The sequence below is a fragment of the Paucibacter sp. TC2R-5 genome (assembly GCF_025717605.1).
Lineage (GTDB): Bacteria > Pseudomonadota > Gammaproteobacteria > Burkholderiales > Burkholderiaceae_C > Paucibacter_A > Paucibacter_A albus.
Genome location: NZ_JAJIRQ010000004.1, coordinates 373,637 through 389,359 on the forward strand (window position 1 = coordinate 373,637; position 15,723 = coordinate 389,359).

Consider the following 15,723-nt stretch of genomic DNA (forward strand, 5'->3'; position numbering starts at 1 on the left):
AGCAGCCATCAGCCGTAAGCCTTGCCCAGCTCCACGCCGAAGGCCTCTATCAACTCCACCAGCTCGGCCGCAAACGCGCCGGGTTTCTTGGCCATGGTGTGCTCGGCCAGGCGCTTGAGTACGTCCATGGCCACGGCGTAACGGTCGGTCACCGGCATCAGGCGCTTGGCGGCGGCATGCGCTTTGGCGAGGCTGTCGGTCAAGCTGGCCACGGCTTTGGTGGCTTCGATGGGGTCGATCTCGGCATCCTGCGCAATGCGATCCAGCAGCGCTTCACAGCGCAGCAATACGCCAGCGGCGACCCGGCCCATGGCCTGGTCAAACCCGCCGCCGGCCACGATCAAGCTGGCGGCCTGAAACTTGTCCCAGTCGTCACCCTTGGATGCGGCGGCCGCCTTCCAGCGCCGCGCAGTTGCCAGTGGCACGTCGGCCTTGAGGGCGGCCTGCTCAATGGGCAAGCCGCCTAAAAAGGCGGCGCGCAGGGCATGGCGGGTTTCTTGGGGGTGGGACATAGGCTGTTGGCGTAACTTTCAAATCTTGCGGGTAGAGTCGGTCGCATTAACAATCGGAGTTGCACCTATGGCGCTATCAACCTGCCCTAAATGCCCAAGCCACGCCTTCGAGATGAAGGAGGCTGAGCCCAATGGCTCAAAGTTCAAACTGATGTTTGTTCAATGTGCTTCATGCGGTGCAGTCGTCGGGGTCACCGACTACTTCAACACAAGCAGCTTGCTGGACAAGATCGCCGACAAGCTGGGCATCCGGCTGCATGGCTGAAGGCAAAAGTGCGCAAGAGCGCGCTTGGCAGCCCTCAACACCCAGCTCGGCAAGCGCTTGCTGGGTGAATGCGGACGCGTGGTTGGCCTTGTCGGCCGGCAACATGCGTAAATTCATGGGGCGAACTCCTGTGTGAGGCGATTGAGGCGATGGTTGGGCCGGGCTTCACTCGCCTGGCCAGGCCGCCGCGCCGCGCACCACATCGGCGCCGCGCTCGGTGGTTTTGGCCATGTCTTGGCTGAACTGCACAAATCCTTGTTCTTGCAGCCAGGTCAAATCACCTCGCACCTGGTCGGCGCTGGCATTGATGCTGCTCAGCGTCAGCAGCTCGCGCTGCAACCACTGCACATTGGCGGTGCTCGCGGGGGCAAACCAAAGCGTGGCCAGCACATGGCGGCGTCTTGCGGCGGCTAAATCACGGTGTGACATGAGGGGTGGGTTCCAGGGCAAGGCGGCTCAGCTCAACGCAATTGCTGAGACAGCAACTGGCGCAGCAGCTGCGTGATTTGCCGCTGCTCGCCGAGCATGGTGTGCACCTGCTCGGCCAAGTCCTTGATTTCGCGGTACACATCGGCCAGGTGCTCGTAGGTGATGGTTGTTTTGAGCAGCGCGGCTTGGTTGGCCAGCTCGTCGTCGTGGCCATCCAGCCGGGTTTTGAGGCTGGCCTCCATGCTGTCTAGCCGAGCTGTGGCAGCCTTGGTGTGGCTGGCCCGCAGCGACAGCAGCGTGAGCAACAGGTTGGACAGGGCCACGCAGGCAATGATGATTTCGTAAAAAGTCATGGGCGGGTTTGAACTCAAGGGGTGGGCGGGTGGGCTTGGGTCTCGTAGTCGATCAAGGCATCCAGGCGAGCCCGGCAGGCCTCGTACTGGGCACCGGCGTTCAATATCCAATGGGCGACGGCGCGGTCACTGCTGACCCATTCGTCAGGCTCGCCGAGTTTTGTGGACTCGGCAAGTTCGCCGGGCTCGCGGGCTGCGCCGGGATGGGAGGCAGCGGTCCCACCCGGATCAGCAGGCCGGGCGGCGCCGCTGGGCAGCTCGGCAACACGTAGGCCGGGGGCGCCGTTGAGCACCCGCAGAGCACGCCCGCCCAGGCAAGGGCGATCAAAAGTGGCTTGTTGAAGTGCAAGGGTTTTCTCCTGCGTGAGGGTGGCATTGGTTTGCAGCAGCGCGGCCAAGCGGGCCTGCGAACTGTCGGCAGCGGCGCGGGCGATCTGCTCAGCCGCCAGTGCGGTTTGCACCGCTTGGGCGCGCTGTTGCGCGTGCTCGGCTTGCAGCCCGGCGAGTTGCGCCTTGGCGCGCAGGCCACCGCAGTAGGCGCCAGCCGCGAAGAGCAGCAGCGCCACAGCGCCTGCACCAGCAAGGCGGGCGGCTAGGCTGGCGTTACTCATTGCGCACCCACACCGATTTGCCCCAGGCCCCGTAACGCGGCTGCAGCACCACCATGATGCGGCGCGGGTAGCTCAGGTTTTCATCACAGAACTGCACATTGCGTCGGGCGCGGCCACAGGCGGCGTCGACCTTTAATCGCTGGGTGCTGCCAGCCAAAGCGCTCTCGGCCTGCCAGTGGCCCAAGCCACCGTTGTAGGCGCGCAGCATGGCCCAAACCCGGTCAGCCTCGGCAAGGTCGGCCGGCAAGCGGTCCCACAGCCATTTGTCATAGCCGGCCAAGGCGCGCAGCGCCCAGGTCGGGTTATCGGGTTGGCAATCTTGGGGCGAGCTTGCGCTGCCAGGCCTCGCGCACCACCAGGCCGCAGTGGCCGGCATGAACTGAGCCATGCCGCGCGCACCGGCACGGCTGACGGCCGCAGGGTTCCAGCCGCTTTCTTGGTGAACCTGTGCGGCCAGCACGGCAACGGGGGCATCCAGCCCCCATTGGGTTTGCGATGCGCGCAACAAGGCGGCGCGGTAGGTGTGCGCAGCCGCAGGCGGGCTGGCCAGCTCTGGCGCGCCCTGCGCCTGGGCCGTGGCGCTCAAAACCAGCAGCAGCGGCAGCAGCAAGGCCCATGCGGCCAACAGGGCCAGCGCCGCCAGCGCAGAGCCCCACACCGCCACGGTGCCGAGCATCAGCCAACACCAAGCGCGCCCGCCGGCCCCGGCGCCGGGAACAAACCCAGGCGCCGGGGGCTTGCCGCTACTGCTGCCGTGGTTGTATTTCACGCGCCGAGCCCCATCGCCAACATCGCCGCTGCCACGATCACGGCGCGGCGCAGCATGGCGGCAGCGATCACGGCGTCACCCATGCAGCGCGCGACCTTGTCAGGCCGGGCGTAAGGGAACAAGCCCCGGTCCAGCCAGTAGCCGGCCACGGCCGCTATCGTCACCAGCGTGAGCTTGTACAGCGTCACCGGCAACTGCTGCGGCGCGATGGCCCACACGGCCACCAGCAAGAGCAGCGCGACCACCAGCCCAGCGCTGAAGCGGGGCAGCTTCGGCGCACGAAGCCAAGATTTGAGGGATAGGAAGATGCGATTCATGCCGCGCATCGTGCTCGCGCGCGCGCGGCCCCGCCATGGTGAGCGGCTCCATCACCCAGGCATCAAAAAACCCGCCGGGCATTAAAGCCGGGCGGGCTGGACGGAGTAACCTGGTGTGGTTTGACTAACTTTCGGCGCGTAACATCGTCCCTAGTTCGTCGTTGGAAGCAAGCTGAAACGGACGTAGGCCATTCCCGTTCACGTTACCCCTATCAGCTCCAGCTGAAAGTAGAAGGCTTGCGGCACTTGTCAAACCATAACTTGCGGCGACGTGCAGCAAAGAATTGCCGTTCATTCTGCTTTTCGCTGCCACGATTGAAGCTTGCTCGCCGGCTTGCTTCGCAAGAATTTCAACGTCGTGCGGGGAAATTACTGAACCTTGAATGAAGGCTTGCAAGAGTTCGGGCTGCAATGTTGAACTTGCTGCTGCGACAGCAGTGGTTGCGGCTGGAACCCTTGTGGCGAGCGATCCGAAGCCCACAAAAATTGAGCCTAAGAGTAGTGACAGTCCAGCGCCGTAAAACATCATTCGGCGATCTTCTAAAAGCCCGATGTTCTGGATGCGCGACTGCGGTACGGTGACAGCGTAGTCGCCACTGCCGATCGTTTGCCCTCCAGCCTCCACCGTGGTGTCCATGTTCAGGGCTACGCCGCCAATGACAAGCCCTAATGCAAAAAGCAAATATCCGAAAAATTTCATGTTACGTCGCCTATGAGGAAAATCATTGAGGTCTAAGTGGTGAACTCGGGATGCGCCCAATTTGTTTAAGCGCGATGCCGCACGCGCAGCATTCCGCCATCCTATTGGTCCGCATGAAATGTTCGCAGCCAATGATGACGCGACATGAACGCAGACCTTTGGCAGACGCAGGTTTGACGGCAGCAGCATCTGCTGACTTACGCACCGCGCTCATTGCATTTTGGGCTTTTTGCAGCGGCCATGTCCGCTGCCGCTGCAAAAAGCCCCCGGGCTGTGGCCCAGGGTGACGCGCTTCAATCAGGATTGGCTGCCATGTGCGCCGCCGGGCGTTCCACGATCTGACTCGGCAACGCCGAGTGGTAAGCCAATCGAGGCACGCCAGTGATGTAGTACTTGCTATCTGGGGTGGCCCAATCCGTTTCAAGTTGAAGGGCTGCCTCCATTACCTCAATCAGCTTCAAGCCCTGCGCAACCGGTAGCAGGAAGTGCTCGTAGCCAATGGTTACGCGACACATGCGCACACCTTTGGCGGGCGCAGGTTTGGCGGTAGCAGCACCTGCTGACTTACGCGCCGCGCTCATTGCAGCCTACCCCCAGCGGGCATGTGAACGAACTTGCAGCGCCGGGCCATGAAGTTGTCCAACGCCGTCTTCAGGCCCAGGGCATCGCACCGTGCGTGGGCCAGCACGATGACGCTGAGCTCGTTGGCCATGCTCTGCACCACCGCATTGGCCTCGGCCAGCTCGGCGCGCAGCGCCACCACGCTGATTTCGGCTTGCAGCAGCGCTTGCTGCAAGGCGGTCACGTCAGCGTAGGGGCCCAGCTCGGCGGTGCCGGTGCCCTCGCGTTCAAGCGGCGCACTCATGCGTCCACCTCGTAATGCCCAATGCCCAGGTCAGCAAAGCCGCCCGCAATGGGACCCACCGCTCGGAAGCGCGTGTCCACAAAGGCCGGGGCGATCGTGATGCGGGTGGCGGGTGGCGGGAGTCGTGATGGGCTCCAGCGCGGCCTGGTTTGCGGCTCTTTTGGCGGCCCGGTCACTGCCACGCTTGGCATCGATGGCGCGGCGGTCGGCCAGTTTGGCCGCCGTGGCGGTGTTTGATCTGCTCATGTTGCGCTCACGTCCAAGGGGATGGCCACGTATTCGCCCGTGGCTTCAACGCGCTGGTAGAAGCGCAAATAGGCCTTGCTGCTGGCGGTCTTCATGCTGTCGGCGATGGCTTCCATGGCCTGGCTCCACTTGTCGTCTTGAATGTCCAACTGGCGCAGCGAGAGCACGCGGGCGGTGCTGACCTTGCCTTCTTTGTCCACCTGAAACGCGTGGTTGATCAAGGCTTGGATGTTCTTGCTTGCGCCCTTGGCCCACAAGTGCACGCATTCGTCGATCAAGCTTTTGGCGACTTGCAGGCGCTCATCGAAGACGATAGTTTCTTGCATGGCGCGCAGCACTTTGAAGCGGCCGTCAAAGCTCACCAAGGTGATGTTGCCCTTTTTACCGCCCAGCTTGGTGTCGTACTCGGCGGCGCTGAGCTGCACAAAGGCTTCGATCTCGGCCAGGGCGGCGGCCTTGAACTGGGCCAGGGTGGTGCTCATCTTGAGCGCCTGGTCCACCATCAGGGTGACGGCGCGGTGGCGGGCTTTGTCAATGTCCTTGATCTTGGCCAGCGGGATCAGCGCGCCGTTGGCGTCTTGCCAGTAGCCTTTCGGAATGGCCTGGGTGAGCGCCGTTTCGGGTGTCTCGGGTGTCGGCGATGAGGTGGTTGTCGTCATGGTGGTCTCCTTGGGGTAATGTGTCATAGGTGATGCGGCTAGGTTGGTGGCCGTGCGCCCTGATCTCGTTGAGCAGTTGGGCATAGGCACACAGCTTGGCCAAGTCAACTAGGCCGCTGCCCACGATCAGGCGTAACTGCTCGCAAGCGATCTCAACGCGGCCGATGGCCGTGGCGGCTTGGTCTGCGGCGGCAAAGCCGCAGTCCAGCCCCTGCAACGCTTCAAGCAGCGCGCGGCTGGCGCTTTGGGCGCTGTTGACGCAGTGCCGGGCGCCAAGTTGTTCCAGCGCTTCCTTGTAGGCAATTTGCATGGGGGCCTCGCTCGTTCAGGGTTGGGGTTCAATGCTTCAAACTTCATCAAACAGCGGCAAGTTGAAGGGCACGTTGAGCGGCAGGCCGCTGGCGTCGGCGCTGTCAATGGCTTGCTCAATGCTGCGGTTGTTCATGGGCTCGCCGGCCCGCGCCAACTCGATGCCCAACTGCTCGATGGCGTGGTTTTTGGACAAGCCGCCGGGCCCGGTGGTCAGCACATCAAAGCCCGCACGCAGCCAGCGGCGGCGTCGCTCGCAGCGCAGCGCCGCGCAGGTGTTGATCTCCAGCGCAAACCCGCCAAACTGGGCCGCCAGCAGCGCCGTGGCCTCAGGCCCCACCAGCTCCACCAGTTGGGCCCAGCGCCGCGCGCCGTGGCGGTTGCTGTTCGCGGCCTTGGGCACGGGCAGGGTGATGCCGGGCAAGGCGTTGAGCAGCGTCACAGCGGCCTGCGCACCGATGACCCGCACCAATTCGCGGGCCGACGCGGGCAACAAATGGCCCAGCGCATGCAGGTCATACACGCTCAGGTGGCGGGCAGGCAAGGGAGGCTGGCGAGTCATGGCGGCTTGTCCTTCAGGTTGTTGGCCGGGGCGGCTTGCTGGGCTGCGGCGCGGCCGGCTTCAGCTTGGCTCGCAAGGTGCGAGACAGGGCGCCCACCAAGCTGTGCAGGCCGGCCGCGCTGCAAAAGTCAATGCGCTCGGCCCAGCCGTTACGCTTGCAAATGGCGTCGGCATAGTTCAGTGTGTGCGGCGTGCCGGTAACGCGACCCAACTCGGTGAGCAGAGCGTTCACCTTGGCCAGCAAAGCCACTTTGTCCAGGGTCGGTGTGCCGCGCTTGCGCCCGCCGTCGCGGGTGGCTTGGCGTTTGGCCTCGGCCGGGTTGGTGGCCCCTTGGCTGCGCAGGTAGTCCAGCACCCGGGCCTGCTCGGTCAGGTTGAGCAGGCTGGCGCTGCGCTTGCCGGTTTGAGCCTCTAGCATGGTGCGGTAAACATCGTCATCCAGTCCCAACTGGGCTTGCGCGGCCTTGATGGCTTGGATGCCGCGCTTGCGGCGCAGCTCCAGCAGGTCACCCGCAAATTTGGCGCTCATCGCTCGCCCCCGGTCGCCACGATCTCAGGGCTTTGCTCCAGCGGCAGGTTCAGCAACGGGCCGCACACTTCGTCGTAACGGCCCAGCACCAGCTGCGCGGTCACAGCCGCAGACTTGGCGCGGGTCAGCTCGGCGGCCAGGTCGTTCAAGTGGCGCTCCATCGTCAGCTGCGCCAGCAGCAGGCCGGCCGTGAAGGCCATCACCACTGGCAAGACATGGTGCTCAACGAACTCGGCGATGGCCGCCGACCGGGTGGGGGTGATCTTGATCATGCGGGGGCTCCTGGGATTTCGGGCGTTGCAGGGCTTGAGGGGATCGCGAGCGCTGCTGGGCCGCGATCGGCCAGCTTGGCGAGATCGGCGGCGCCGGCGCTCCAGCGGGCCCGGCGGGCGGCGGCGCGTTGGTCCCGGGCCACCAGTTGGGCCGCGCCCCGGGCGGCACGCTTGGCATCCAGCTTTCTTTGAGCAAGCGCCGTCGAGCGGTCATGGTCAGCGGCCAAGGCCGTAGCCCGCTCTTCGCCCTTCATCGGGCAGTTGCGGCATGCCCGCCAATGCGCAACCTCAAAATGGCTGACCTGGGCGTAACTGCGCGCTGCATAAGTTGCGCATTCGGTGGGCGTGATGCTTGCACCCAAGTACGGGCATTCAACCCGCATCAGGTACAGCTCCACCCGCTGGATGAACTTGGCCGGCGGGCGCGCCGTCAAGTCGCCATTGGCTACGCGGCTGACATAGGCACGCGTGCAGGCACCGCCCATGCGCTCGGCCACGCCGGCCTTGCCGCGCGGGTCGGTGGCGATCGCCGCATCCAGCGCACGGCGCCAGGCGGGCACGGGGTCCACGTTGGCCGCGCCCTCGGGCTGTACTGGCGCGGGCAGCGGCAAAGGCAAGGTGTAGGTGTCGCCGGGCTGGATCATGCTGGGGTCTCTTGCTGGTCTGGGTTGTTTAGAGTTCGGTCATCTGCTGCAGGCGAGCCCGGGGGGCGCAGCAAAGCCCCGCTGTTGGGGTCCAGCAGCTCTTGCTGTTTGGGCCGCCACACAGGTGCTGCGCGACCCAGGTCACGCGCCACGCGCCAAATCACATGGCCATTGCTGGTCAGGGTGTTGCCCGGCGCGCGACGCTTGAGCCGCGCCAGCACGCCCACCCGCTCCAACGCCGTGATGTATTTCTGCAGGTTCGACGGGGCGTCTTTGTACGTGCCGTCGGCCAGGGTGGTCAGCAGGTCATCCCGCGTGAATTGGCCCTTTTGCCGCATCACCCACCAAGCCCGCTCGCGCAGGCCGCTGGATTTTTTGGCGGGCGGCTTGCCCCGGCCGCGTTTGCAAGCCACCGTCATGCGGGCGACCGCTGGCTTCGCCCTGATCAGCGCATCTGTCATGCTTTGCCCCCTGCGCGCGCAGCCTTGGGCGTCGGCGTGCGGCGCACCAGGTTGAAGTCTTCACACAAGGCGTAACCGGCCAAGTCAGCGGCGGCCACCGAAGTTTTGCCGGCCGCGCGGGCCACCCGCTCAGACAGGTGGATGCCCTCCACAATCAGCCGCATGCGCGCGCCGCTGTCGTGCCAGATGCGCTCCACCAGGTCGGCGGCAAAGTCCAGCTCGGTGAGCTGCGCACAGGCCGTCTTCACGTCTTCCACCGTGCTGGCGCCAAACGGGCACAGCGTGGCGCGGCTGGTGATCTGGTCATGCTGCTTGAGCCGCGACATATCGCGCTCCATCACGGCCATCACCAGCAAAGTGCCGCTTTTGTCGGTGATGGAGCGCAGCCGCTCCAGGCAGGCCGCGTTATCAGCCAGCGCAAAGCCGGCTTCATCAATGACCAGGTTCACCTCTTCGGCACCAATGCGCGCTTCCACCGCCGCTTCCCACGGGCCTTTGACCACGATCTGGAATTGCTCGGCCAGCTCCACCATCATGCGGCGCACCGTCCAGGCCGGATTGGCCGTCAGCATCACCGCATTGCAGGCGCTGGCCCAGTTGTGCAGCGTGCGGGTTTTGCCCTCACCGGCCCGGCCGTGCACCACGATCAGGCCGCTCTCGGCCGCGCCGCGAGATTCCTTTTGCTTCAGTGCGGCGCGAAAGCGCTTGTCGTTATCGGTTTTGACGAACTCTTTTTTCATGTGGCAAACTCTCTCTTGTTTTGAAACTTGCTTTGCAAAACTCGGCCGTCTTGGGCTGCAACCCTTGACGGCCACCCCAATCAACCCAGTGCCTCGCGGCCCTGCTGCGCCTCCAAGGCGTCCAGCGCTTGCAGCGTCTCCAGCCAGCTCATGCGCGGCGCTTCTTCCTGCGGCGTAACTTCAGGCAGCTCCGGCGCCAACTCAATCCACGTCGCCCTGGGCTGCACGTCTTGTTCGACGGTCTGCATCAACTCGTCATCGGCGCGCTGGATGTTTTCAGCGGCGCGGGCCTTGATGCCCTTGGCCCGCTCTTCACGCTTGGTTTCGATGTAAGGCACCGGGAAGGCCGCGCTGCGGTTGCCCTCCCAGGTGGCCAAGCCCAGCGCCTGCCCGTCCATCGCCAGCACCAGCACGGTTTCGGCGCGATGGATGTCAAAGCGCACGCGCACCTGCTCGCCCTCGGGCAGGCTCTCCAGCAGGCTTGGCAAGAAGTACTTGTTGCCGAACAGCTCAATCAGCCCGCGCCTCGGTGTGCGCGCCACTTCAGGCAGCCACAGCGCATGGATTTCCGCGTCATCCACCGCAAACACCAGCGAGTCGGCGTCCATGTACTGCTGATACGCCTGCTCGGGCGTGAGCCCTGCCAGCGCGCTGTGCTTGTGCTGGGTGTTGTAGGCCTCGATGTGCGCGGCCAGGTCGGCGATGAAGGTGCGCCAGCTCGGCAGCAAGGCGCTCACCTTGCCGGCCCGCTGATCCTTGACGACTTGAATTTGCGCCTTGCGCACCGTCTCCGGGTCAGCCTGGTTGCCCATGAAGGTGGGGTAGGTCGAAGCAAACGGGATGATCACCGTCTGCCAAATCCGCTCCATCACGCCGCGCCCCTGCGGGTTGCCCGGTATGCCGGTTTCGCTGGCAATGCCTTGGCGCGCCAGCGTGCCGTGCACCTCGCAATCGATCAGCTTGCCGGTCTGGCCCGAGCCGTTGTCGCGGTAATAAACCAGCGGGCGCGCCCGGGTGCGCAGCTGCGCGTCGCGGAACGCCGCGCTCACGGCCAGCGTGCTTTCTGCCAGGTCAACGCTCCAGCCCACAATCTTGCGGCTGCGCCAGTCAATCACCAGCGTGATTTCGGGCCGGAACGCTTTGCCGTGGATCGGGCTCTGCACCCGCGCCCTGAAGGTGTGGCCGTCGCCCACCCAGATGTCATTGCTCTTGAACATGCTGACATCGCGGCTGCGGTGCGGCATCAAAGCCTTCCAGGCACTGCCGGTAAAGCGGCCCCGGCACTTCACGGCCACCGGGAATTCTTTCTCCAGCCGGTAAAACGTGTCTTTGGCTGGCCGCTCAAAACCATGCGCCTCGTACCAGGCCAGCGAAGCCACCCAAGCCTGCATCACCGTGGGCCGCGTCGGCTTGCAATAGTGGGCGAGGAAGGCATGTTTATCTTCCGTGCGCATGGCCTCCAGCCCCTTGGGCGTGCGGGCGGGCACCAAGTAACGCGCCGGGTCGCCTACGGCCACGCCGGCCATGTAAAAGCCATACAGCCGCTCCAGCCGCGTCTGCAGCGCACGGGGCAAGCCCACACCCAGTGGATCGGCCGCACTTTGGCGCGGGCGCTGGTAAGTCACCTGCGCGGCCGCCACCAGTTCGCCAAAGGCCCGCCCGTCATGCAGGCGCTGCGCCAGGTCGGCGCAGGCTTTCTTGGCCGAGCAGCCCGTCACGCCTCGCGCCTCATCCACCGCCACGCACAGCACCAGCGTGGCGTCCAGAATCGCCCGCTCTTTGCTGGTCAATATGCCCAGGTCCGTCACCACACGGCGCGTTTGGCCGCTTTGGTATAGCGCAGGGGGCGTGGCACTGCGGCTGGCGGGCACGGCAAGAGCGGCAGGCACGGCCACCGCAGGCACGGCAGCTGCGGGTGGCAAGGTGGGCGTAGCTGTGGGCATCAGCGCTTGGGCGGGCGCAGGGGTTACTGCGGCAGGCTGCGCCTCAGGCAGTGGCAAGGCCACACGCTGCTGCGCAGCCTTGGCCAGCGCCAAGCGTTGCTGCACTTGGCCCCGCATTTGCGCGGCATTCAGGGCGGTTTGTACTTCGGCCGGGAGGCTGGCAATTGGATACCAACGCTTTTGTCCGCCGCGCTGGGTAGTTGTATTAAACGGCCAGCCGCCAGATTCCGCCCGGCGTCGGACATTACGTTCAATTATTCCAAGAGCTGCCGCGATTTCAAATGAATCCACAGCAGCCGCAACAGATTGAGCCAACGCCAGGGCAACCATTAGAGTGCACCTGCCTGTGGCTGAGCCGGTTCAACCCGCGCGAACCCAGTGAGTTGGTGGTAAGGCGTTAATTGCGCATCTAGCCCGGCCAGGGTTGTGCTCACGACATTTGAAATAATCTCGCTCAGGTAAAAATATACCCAGTCCGGTATTTGGCGCGGGCCGTATTTATCCACGGCCTGGCTGATCAGCGCCAAACCCAGTAATTGCCTGAAAGCCACTTCAAAAGTTAATGTCTCGGCATCGGCAACCAGGTCAAGATACCTATCGGTCGCTCCAGCGTCCAATTCTTGCGTTCCCAAGCTGGGATGCTGTGAATTGGCGCTGCTGTTCATACTGCACCCCCTGCATCGGCGCCTGAGATTGAATCTGCTGAGGTGTGATGGCCTGCGGCAATCTTCAAAGCCTTGGCCGGCTGGCGCGGGCCCTTTTGCCGGGCAGCTTCCAGCGGGCGATTGATCACCCCCGCCTTAATACCCAGCAGCACCGCAATCTGGTGGCTCTGCCCCCGGTGGCAAGGTTTCTTGCCCTCCAGGATTTGCCGCGTCAGCGACGCGCCCACTTGGTGCTGTCGGCACCACTCGGCAATGCTCAAGCCTTGGGCGGTAAACCACGCCCGCGCCTCACTCGGAGATTTCAATACATGGTTCTTCATGGTGTTATATGCTGTTGTTTGGTGTTGATCAAATTGAGCGGCTACAGGGGCGGGCACACGGACCAAGGCGACGAAGCAAGCAAATATTGGGAGCACGTAGCGGGCTGAACAGCCGAGGGCTTGACCCTGCGGGTGCTGACGGGCGATGAGGCAGCAGGCGCAATCAATGTGCCAACCCGGTCTTTCAACGTTCTCATGTGCTTCTTACCTTTCGCCATCTACTCCCCCTTCTAGGGGGGTTCGCATTGGTCGCCGATGTGCGCCAATGATGGCAATGATAGATGCTTATTTGCATCCAGTCAACGAAGCAAGGATGCTTTTTATTCTTTTCCGGCTTTGCCCGACTTTCGTTGCCGTTCCGAAAGCCGACGTAAGTCAAATTACTGAATGAAATCAAATGCTTAAGATAAAGACGGGCAGCAGGACAGGTGCCCATGAGGATTGCCCGGCTTTGCAACTGAAAGTCGGTCATGTCTGAAATCGGCAAACGTCTAGCTACATGGCGCGGTGAACTCGATTTGTCGCAGGCTGCATTTGCGGCGCAGATAAGCATCCATCTGGGCCAACTAAAGAAATACGAGCAGGGAGTTACGACACCAGGCGGCGAGGCGTTAGCCGCCATCGCTAGTACTGGCGTCAATCTGAATTGGTTGCTTACCGGCCAAGGCCTAATGCGAGCGCCGCAGCAAGCCCAGGCCTTGCCTGCCGAGATGGCAGCAGCAGGCGACATCGCTCGCGCGGTCGCCGATCTGCCTGAAGCAGCCAATGCGCCGAAGAAGAACGTGCTGCCGCCGCACCTCAAGCACCTGGAGCACAGGCTCTATGCCTTGGTGGGTCTGCTTGACCAAATGCCCGATGCGGAGGCTGACGCACTCGTCGCCGAGTTCGGCTCTCGCGCTCATACGCTGCAACAGCTAGCCGAGTTGCGCTCAACCGTACAGCAGCTACGCTCTGCAAAGGGTGGCAAGCGCGCCTGACGTTGCGGCAGCAGCGATCGCGTTACCCCACGGCCATCCCGGCCCTTCGCTCACGCGAAAAGTAACGCGCCGGCCTCCCGTCGGCGCCCCAGAGCGGTGACTCCCGCCTGGCAGGTCCGTGCTTTGTTCAAAAAGCACCGAACCTAGGACTGAATGGCTCAGTCCCGAATCATTTCAATCGCAAATCTGCTCATTTTTTCGGCCTCCCAGCCATTTCGTGTCGCATAGCCCGAATTGCCTTGCACTGTTCTAAGTGCTTGTCAGGCAACGTTTTTATTGCATTCCCAAATTTTCTCTCAGCCCACCCCCTGCATCAAAACGAGCACCACCCCACATGACGCCAACTGATGCAGATGCCCGCATGCCGGATCCTGCAGAGCCAAGCAAAAAAAGCGCTTGACCCTCACCTTAGGTCAGGCTTCATGATTCGGTTCTTGTTGAACCAAGGAATCGGCTTTCTGCCATGGAATACACCGTCGGTGATCTGGCCAAGCGTTGCGGCTTGACTGTGCGCGCTTTGCATCACTATGAAAAGCTCGGGCTGCTGACGCCTTCGGGCCGCAGCGAGGCCGGCTATCGCCTCTACAACGATGCCGATGTTTTGCGTCTGCATCGTTTGTTGGCCTACAGGCAGTCTGGCCTGGCGCTGAAAGATATCGCGCCGCTCTTGGACGCTGAAAGCCCGCCGCTTGTGGAGGTGCTGACGCGCCATATTGCCGATGTGGAGTTGCAACTGCAGCGCCAACAGCGCCTGCTGCGTGCGCTCAGGCATGTGGCCGAGTGCGCCGCTCTGCCTGAAGGTGAGGCCGGCGTTACCGAGCACCTGTTGGCCACCATGGGCATGATGCGCCGCTACGAAAAATACTTCAGCGAAGCCGACTTGGCCCGGCTTGAGGGTCGCCGCGTCGAGCTGGGGGCCGAGGCGCTGCGCGCCAGCGAGGCCGAATGGCCGGCGCTGATCAAGGCCGTCCACAAAGAAATGGCACGCGGCACGGACCCGGCCTCGGCGCGCGTGCGGGCCTTGGTCACTCGCTGGCAGGCCTTGATGGCGCAGTTCACCGGAGATGACGCTGAGGTCAGGGCGAAGTTTCAAACCATGTGGGCGAACGAGCCGGCCATGCAGCGAGACACCGGCGTCACGCCGGAGTTGATCGCTTATTTGCGCGCTTCAGCGGCATCTGCCGCCAAGACCGAAGCAAGGACAAAAGGAACAAAACAATGAAGCCCGCTGCAACAGCGCCCGCAACAGCCACCACCCCCGATGCAGCCAAGGACGCGCGCCGCGCTCTGTTCGCTAACGCCAATTTCCGCTGGCTGTTGGGCGGCGGCGCGCTGTCGATGCTGGGCGATCAGTTCACTCTAATTGCCTTGCCCTGGCTGGTGCTCAAGCTGAGCAACGATCCCTTGGAGTTGGGCCTGGTGCTGGCCATCGTCGGCCTGCCGCGCGCGCTTTTCATTCTGATCGGCGGCGCCATCGTGGATCGCTACTCGCCCAAGACCGTACTGATGTGGACCAAGCTGCTCAACGCCAGCTTGCTTGGCTTGCTGGCCTTGTTGGTCTGGACCAGCGCGGTGCAGTTGTGGATGGTCTATTCGCTGGCCTTGGCCATTGGGCTGGTGACGGCATTCAGCTTCCCTGCCGGCAGTTCTATCCTGCCCAGGACGCTGCCGGCCGAGGCCTTGCAAACGGCCAATGGGACCTTGATGGCCTTGCGGCAGTTGACGGCCTTGCTCGGGCCGCTGATGGCAGGCCTGTTGATTGCAGCCTTTAGCGAGCAAGCGGCGGGCTTGGCCAATGCGCAAGGGCTGGGCCTGGCTTTCGCCCTTGATGCGGCCAGCTTCGCCATTTCAGCCTGGACCTTGAGCAAGGTGCGTTCCTTTGAGTCCGCTCAGTTGGCCGATCAGCAATCGGTATTGGGGGCGGTGGCCGAGGCCATGCGGCTGATGTGGGCCGATCGCGAGTTGCGCACGCTGTGCCTGTATTTCGCGGCGATCGCCTTCTTTGTCGGCGGCCCGATACAGGTTGCATTGCCGGTGCTGGCCAGCACGCAAGTGGCCGGCGGCGCGGCGGCCTTGGGCCTCTTGTTGGCCGGGCACGGCGTGGGTAGTTTGATCGGCATGCTTGTTGCTGGCATGCGGCCGACTTGGCGGCTGGGGACGCTGGGTTTGACGGTGCTGGCGATCGACGGCGTGGCCGGCCTGGTGTTCTTGCCCTTCGGCCATATCACGGCAGTCTGGCAGGGCTTGGCGCTGCTGGCGCCGCTGGGCGCCTTGGCCGGCTTCGTTCAGGTGGCGGTGTTCACCTGGATGCAAAAGCGCGTGCCGCCGGCCATGCTGGGGCGGGCCATGAGTGTCTTCATGTTCATCTTCATGGGTTTGGCGCCGCTGGCGGCCGCCGCCGCCGGGGCGGCGCTGCGGCTGATCTCACCGGCGGCGCTGTTCACAGCCTGCGGCCTGGCCCTGCTCTTGATCGTGCTGTTGGGTCTGACGGTGACGCCGATCCGGCGTATCAATGACCGGCCGGCGGCCGGGCCCGGGACCGGCGCCGGCGCTGCGCTGGTTTGAAGCCTGCCCG

At 63.7% G+C, this 15,723-nt stretch carries 25 protein-coding genes; 5 read left to right on the plus strand and 20 right to left on the minus strand.

The window, feature by feature from the left end:
* Positions 1–8 precede the first annotated feature (8 nt).
* Entirely contained in the window at positions 9–512 is a 504-nt protein-coding gene (locus LNV08_RS11765; RefSeq protein ID WP_263533884.1) for a DUF1804 family protein, read from the minus strand.
* Positions 513–579: 67 nt separating this feature from the next.
* On the opposite strand from LNV08_RS11765, the gene LNV08_RS11770 reads away from it, so the two are divergent.
* Positions 580–777 carry a hypothetical protein gene (locus LNV08_RS11770; protein WP_263533885.1) on the plus strand — a complete coding sequence of 66 codons (198 nt, stop codon included), beginning with the start codon at positions 580–582 and terminating at the stop codon, positions 775–777.
* A gap of 165 nt (positions 778–942) precedes the next feature.
* On the opposite strand, the gene LNV08_RS11775 is transcribed toward LNV08_RS11770, so the two are convergent.
* From LNV08_RS11775 to LNV08_RS11810, 8 genes are all read right to left on the minus strand, one after another.
* Entirely contained in the window at positions 943–1,206 is a 264-nt protein-coding gene (locus LNV08_RS11775; RefSeq protein ID WP_263533886.1) for an ArsR family transcriptional regulator, read from the minus strand.
* Positions 1,207–1,238: 32 nt separating this feature from the next.
* Entirely contained in the window at positions 1,239–1,559 is a 321-nt protein-coding gene (locus tag LNV08_RS11780; protein ID WP_263533887.1) for a hypothetical protein, read from the minus strand.
* A gap of 14 nt (positions 1,560–1,573) precedes the next feature.
* A complete protein-coding gene (locus LNV08_RS11785) occupies positions 1,574–2,170 on the minus strand; it encodes a hypothetical protein (RefSeq protein WP_263533888.1) in 597 nt (198 codons plus the stop codon).
* The gene (locus LNV08_RS11790; protein WP_263533889.1) at positions 2,163–2,939 is read right to left on the minus strand and encodes a transglycosylase SLT domain-containing protein; all 777 of its coding nucleotides are present in this window, start codon (positions 2,937–2,939) and stop codon (positions 2,163–2,165) included. The genes LNV08_RS11785 and LNV08_RS11790 overlap by 8 nt, the downstream gene beginning before the upstream one ends.
* Positions 2,936–3,256, minus strand: coding sequence for a putative holin (locus tag LNV08_RS11795; protein ID WP_263533890.1), 321 nt, complete (start codon positions 3,254–3,256; stop codon positions 2,936–2,938). The genes LNV08_RS11790 and LNV08_RS11795 overlap by 4 nt, the downstream gene beginning before the upstream one ends.
* Positions 3,257–3,380: 124 nt before the next feature.
* Positions 3,381–3,956: an ankyrin repeat domain-containing protein gene (locus LNV08_RS11800; RefSeq protein WP_263533891.1), complete on the minus strand. Its 576-nt coding sequence runs from the start codon at positions 3,954–3,956 to the stop codon at positions 3,381–3,383.
* 293 nt (positions 3,957–4,249) lie between these two features.
* Positions 4,250–4,537 (minus strand): hypothetical protein, encoded by a 288-nt coding sequence (locus tag LNV08_RS11805; RefSeq protein WP_263533892.1) that lies wholly within the window; start codon positions 4,535–4,537, stop codon positions 4,250–4,252.
* Complete coding sequence (locus tag LNV08_RS11810; protein ID WP_263533893.1) at positions 4,534–4,821, minus strand: hypothetical protein; 288 nt, start codon at positions 4,819–4,821, stop codon at positions 4,534–4,536. The genes LNV08_RS11805 and LNV08_RS11810 overlap by 4 nt, the downstream gene beginning before the upstream one ends.
* A 72-nt stretch (positions 4,822–4,893) precedes the next feature.
* Between LNV08_RS11810 and LNV08_RS11815 the strand changes: the two genes are divergently transcribed.
* A complete protein-coding gene (locus tag LNV08_RS11815; RefSeq protein WP_263533894.1) occupies positions 4,894–5,058 on the plus strand; it encodes a hypothetical protein in 165 nt (54 codons plus the stop codon).
* Positions 5,059–5,063: 5 nt separating this feature from the next.
* Here the strand turns inward: LNV08_RS11815 and LNV08_RS11820 are convergent, their stop codons facing one another.
* From LNV08_RS11820 to LNV08_RS11870, 11 genes are all read right to left on the minus strand, one after another.
* Positions 5,064–5,666: a DUF3164 family protein gene (locus LNV08_RS11820; protein WP_263534083.1), complete on the minus strand. Its 603-nt coding sequence runs from the start codon at positions 5,664–5,666 to the stop codon at positions 5,064–5,066.
* Positions 5,599–6,036, minus strand: a complete 438-nt coding sequence (locus tag LNV08_RS11825; RefSeq protein WP_263533895.1) for a hypothetical protein — start codon at positions 6,034–6,036, stop codon at positions 5,599–5,601. Before LNV08_RS11825 ends, LNV08_RS11820 begins: the two co-directional genes overlap by 68 nt.
* Before the next feature lie 36 nt (positions 6,037–6,072).
* Positions 6,073–6,597, minus strand: a complete 525-nt coding sequence (locus tag LNV08_RS11830; RefSeq protein WP_263533896.1) for a hypothetical protein — start codon at positions 6,595–6,597, stop codon at positions 6,073–6,075.
* Positions 6,598–6,610: 13 nt separating this feature from the next.
* Entirely contained in the window at positions 6,611–7,126 is a 516-nt protein-coding gene (locus LNV08_RS11835; RefSeq protein WP_263533897.1) for a regulatory protein GemA, read from the minus strand.
* Positions 7,123–7,398, minus strand: a complete 276-nt coding sequence (locus LNV08_RS11840) for a hypothetical protein (RefSeq protein WP_263533898.1) — start codon at positions 7,396–7,398, stop codon at positions 7,123–7,125. Before LNV08_RS11840 ends, LNV08_RS11835 begins: the two co-directional genes overlap by 4 nt.
* The gene (locus LNV08_RS11845) at positions 7,395–8,042 is read right to left on the minus strand and encodes a hypothetical protein (protein ID WP_263533899.1); all 648 of its coding nucleotides are present in this window, start codon (positions 8,040–8,042) and stop codon (positions 7,395–7,397) included. Before LNV08_RS11845 ends, LNV08_RS11840 begins: the two co-directional genes overlap by 4 nt.
* Entirely contained in the window at positions 8,039–8,503 is a 465-nt protein-coding gene (locus LNV08_RS11850) for a hypothetical protein (protein ID WP_263533900.1), read from the minus strand. Before LNV08_RS11850 ends, LNV08_RS11845 begins: the two co-directional genes overlap by 4 nt.
* A complete protein-coding gene (locus LNV08_RS11855) occupies positions 8,500–9,243 on the minus strand; it encodes a hypothetical protein (protein WP_263533901.1) in 744 nt (247 codons plus the stop codon). Before LNV08_RS11855 ends, LNV08_RS11850 begins: the two co-directional genes overlap by 4 nt.
* A gap of 80 nt (positions 9,244–9,323) precedes the next feature.
* Positions 9,324–11,303, minus strand: coding sequence for a Mu transposase C-terminal domain-containing protein (locus LNV08_RS11860; protein WP_263533902.1), 1,980 nt, complete (start codon positions 11,301–11,303; stop codon positions 9,324–9,326).
* A gap of 212 nt (positions 11,304–11,515) precedes the next feature.
* Positions 11,516–11,851 (minus strand): hypothetical protein, encoded by a 336-nt coding sequence (locus LNV08_RS11865; RefSeq protein ID WP_263533903.1) that lies wholly within the window; start codon positions 11,849–11,851, stop codon positions 11,516–11,518.
* Positions 11,848–12,171: a hypothetical protein gene (locus tag LNV08_RS11870; protein WP_263533904.1), complete on the minus strand. Its 324-nt coding sequence runs from the start codon at positions 12,169–12,171 to the stop codon at positions 11,848–11,850. Before LNV08_RS11870 ends, LNV08_RS11865 begins: the two co-directional genes overlap by 4 nt.
* A 470-nt stretch (positions 12,172–12,641) precedes the next feature.
* Here LNV08_RS11870 and LNV08_RS11875 point away from each other — a divergent pair, with 470 nt between their 5' ends.
* The 3 genes from LNV08_RS11875 (at position 12,642) to LNV08_RS11885 (ending at position 15,713) form a co-directional block, all read left to right on the plus strand.
* Positions 12,642–13,148, plus strand: a complete 507-nt coding sequence (locus tag LNV08_RS11875; protein WP_263533905.1) for a helix-turn-helix domain-containing protein — start codon at positions 12,642–12,644, stop codon at positions 13,146–13,148.
* Positions 13,149–13,611: 463 nt separating this feature from the next.
* Positions 13,612–14,370: a MerR family transcriptional regulator gene (locus tag LNV08_RS11880; protein WP_263533906.1), complete on the plus strand. Its 759-nt coding sequence runs from the start codon at positions 13,612–13,614 to the stop codon at positions 14,368–14,370.
* Positions 14,367–15,713 carry an MFS transporter gene (locus tag LNV08_RS11885; RefSeq protein WP_263533907.1) on the plus strand — a complete coding sequence of 449 codons (1,347 nt, stop codon included), beginning with the start codon at positions 14,367–14,369 and terminating at the stop codon, positions 15,711–15,713. The genes LNV08_RS11880 and LNV08_RS11885 overlap by 4 nt, the downstream gene beginning before the upstream one ends.
* The last annotated feature ends 10 nt before the right edge of the window (positions 15,714–15,723 follow it).

Excerpts from the sequence above, each read along its gene's own strand:
- LNV08_RS11855 (WP_263533901.1), bottom strand. The coding sequence starts at position 9,243 with ATGAAAAAAGAGTTCGTCAAAACCGATAACGACAAGCGCTTTCGCGCC.
- LNV08_RS11845 (WP_263533899.1), bottom strand. The coding sequence starts at position 8,042 with ATGATCCAGCCCGGCGACACCTACACCTTGCCTTTGCCGCTGCCCGCG.
- LNV08_RS11865 (WP_263533903.1), bottom strand. The coding sequence starts at position 11,851 with ATGAACAGCAGCGCCAATTCACAGCATCCCAGCTTGGGAACGCAAGAA.
- LNV08_RS11825 (WP_263533895.1), bottom strand. The coding sequence starts at position 6,036 with ATGCAAATTGCCTACAAGGAAGCGCTGGAACAACTTGGCGCCCGGCAC.
- LNV08_RS11785 (WP_263533888.1), bottom strand. The coding sequence starts at position 2,170 with ATGAGTAACGCCAGCCTAGCCGCCCGCCTTGCTGGTGCAGGCGCTGTG.
- LNV08_RS11880 (WP_263533906.1), top strand. The coding sequence starts at position 13,612 with ATGGAATACACCGTCGGTGATCTGGCCAAGCGTTGCGGCTTGACTGTG.
- LNV08_RS11810 (WP_263533893.1), bottom strand. The coding sequence starts at position 4,821 with ATGAGTGCGCCGCTTGAACGCGAGGGCACCGGCACCGCCGAGCTGGGC.
- LNV08_RS11860 (WP_263533902.1), bottom strand. The coding sequence starts at position 11,303 with ATGCGGGGCCAAGTGCAGCAACGCTTGGCGCTGGCCAAGGCTGCGCAG.
- LNV08_RS11765 (WP_263533884.1), bottom strand. The coding sequence starts at position 512 with ATGTCCCACCCCCAAGAAACCCGCCATGCCCTGCGCGCCGCCTTTTTA.
- LNV08_RS11850 (WP_263533900.1), bottom strand. The coding sequence starts at position 8,503 with ATGACAGATGCGCTGATCAGGGCGAAGCCAGCGGTCGCCCGCATGACG.
- LNV08_RS11795 (WP_263533890.1), bottom strand. The coding sequence starts at position 3,256 with ATGAATCGCATCTTCCTATCCCTCAAATCTTGGCTTCGTGCGCCGAAG.
- LNV08_RS11885 (WP_263533907.1), top strand. The coding sequence starts at position 14,367 with ATGAAGCCCGCTGCAACAGCGCCCGCAACAGCCACCACCCCCGATGCA.
- LNV08_RS11830 (WP_263533896.1), bottom strand. The coding sequence starts at position 6,597 with ATGACTCGCCAGCCTCCCTTGCCTGCCCGCCACCTGAGCGTGTATGAC.
- LNV08_RS11770 (WP_263533885.1), top strand. The coding sequence starts at position 580 with ATGGCGCTATCAACCTGCCCTAAATGCCCAAGCCACGCCTTCGAGATG.
- LNV08_RS11775 (WP_263533886.1), bottom strand. The coding sequence starts at position 1,206 with ATGTCACACCGTGATTTAGCCGCCGCAAGACGCCGCCATGTGCTGGCC.
- LNV08_RS11875 (WP_263533905.1), top strand. The coding sequence starts at position 12,642 with ATGTCTGAAATCGGCAAACGTCTAGCTACATGGCGCGGTGAACTCGAT.
- LNV08_RS11805 (WP_263533892.1), bottom strand. The coding sequence starts at position 4,537 with ATGAGCGCGGCGCGTAAGTCAGCAGGTGCTGCTACCGCCAAACCTGCG.
- LNV08_RS11835 (WP_263533897.1), bottom strand. The coding sequence starts at position 7,126 with ATGAGCGCCAAATTTGCGGGTGACCTGCTGGAGCTGCGCCGCAAGCGC.
- LNV08_RS11780 (WP_263533887.1), bottom strand. The coding sequence starts at position 1,559 with ATGACTTTTTACGAAATCATCATTGCCTGCGTGGCCCTGTCCAACCTG.
- LNV08_RS11800 (WP_263533891.1), bottom strand. The coding sequence starts at position 3,956 with ATGAAATTTTTCGGATATTTGCTTTTTGCATTAGGGCTTGTCATTGGC.
- LNV08_RS11870 (WP_263533904.1), bottom strand. The coding sequence starts at position 12,171 with ATGAAGAACCATGTATTGAAATCTCCGAGTGAGGCGCGGGCGTGGTTT.
- LNV08_RS11840 (WP_263533898.1), bottom strand. The coding sequence starts at position 7,398 with ATGATCAAGATCACCCCCACCCGGTCGGCGGCCATCGCCGAGTTCGTT.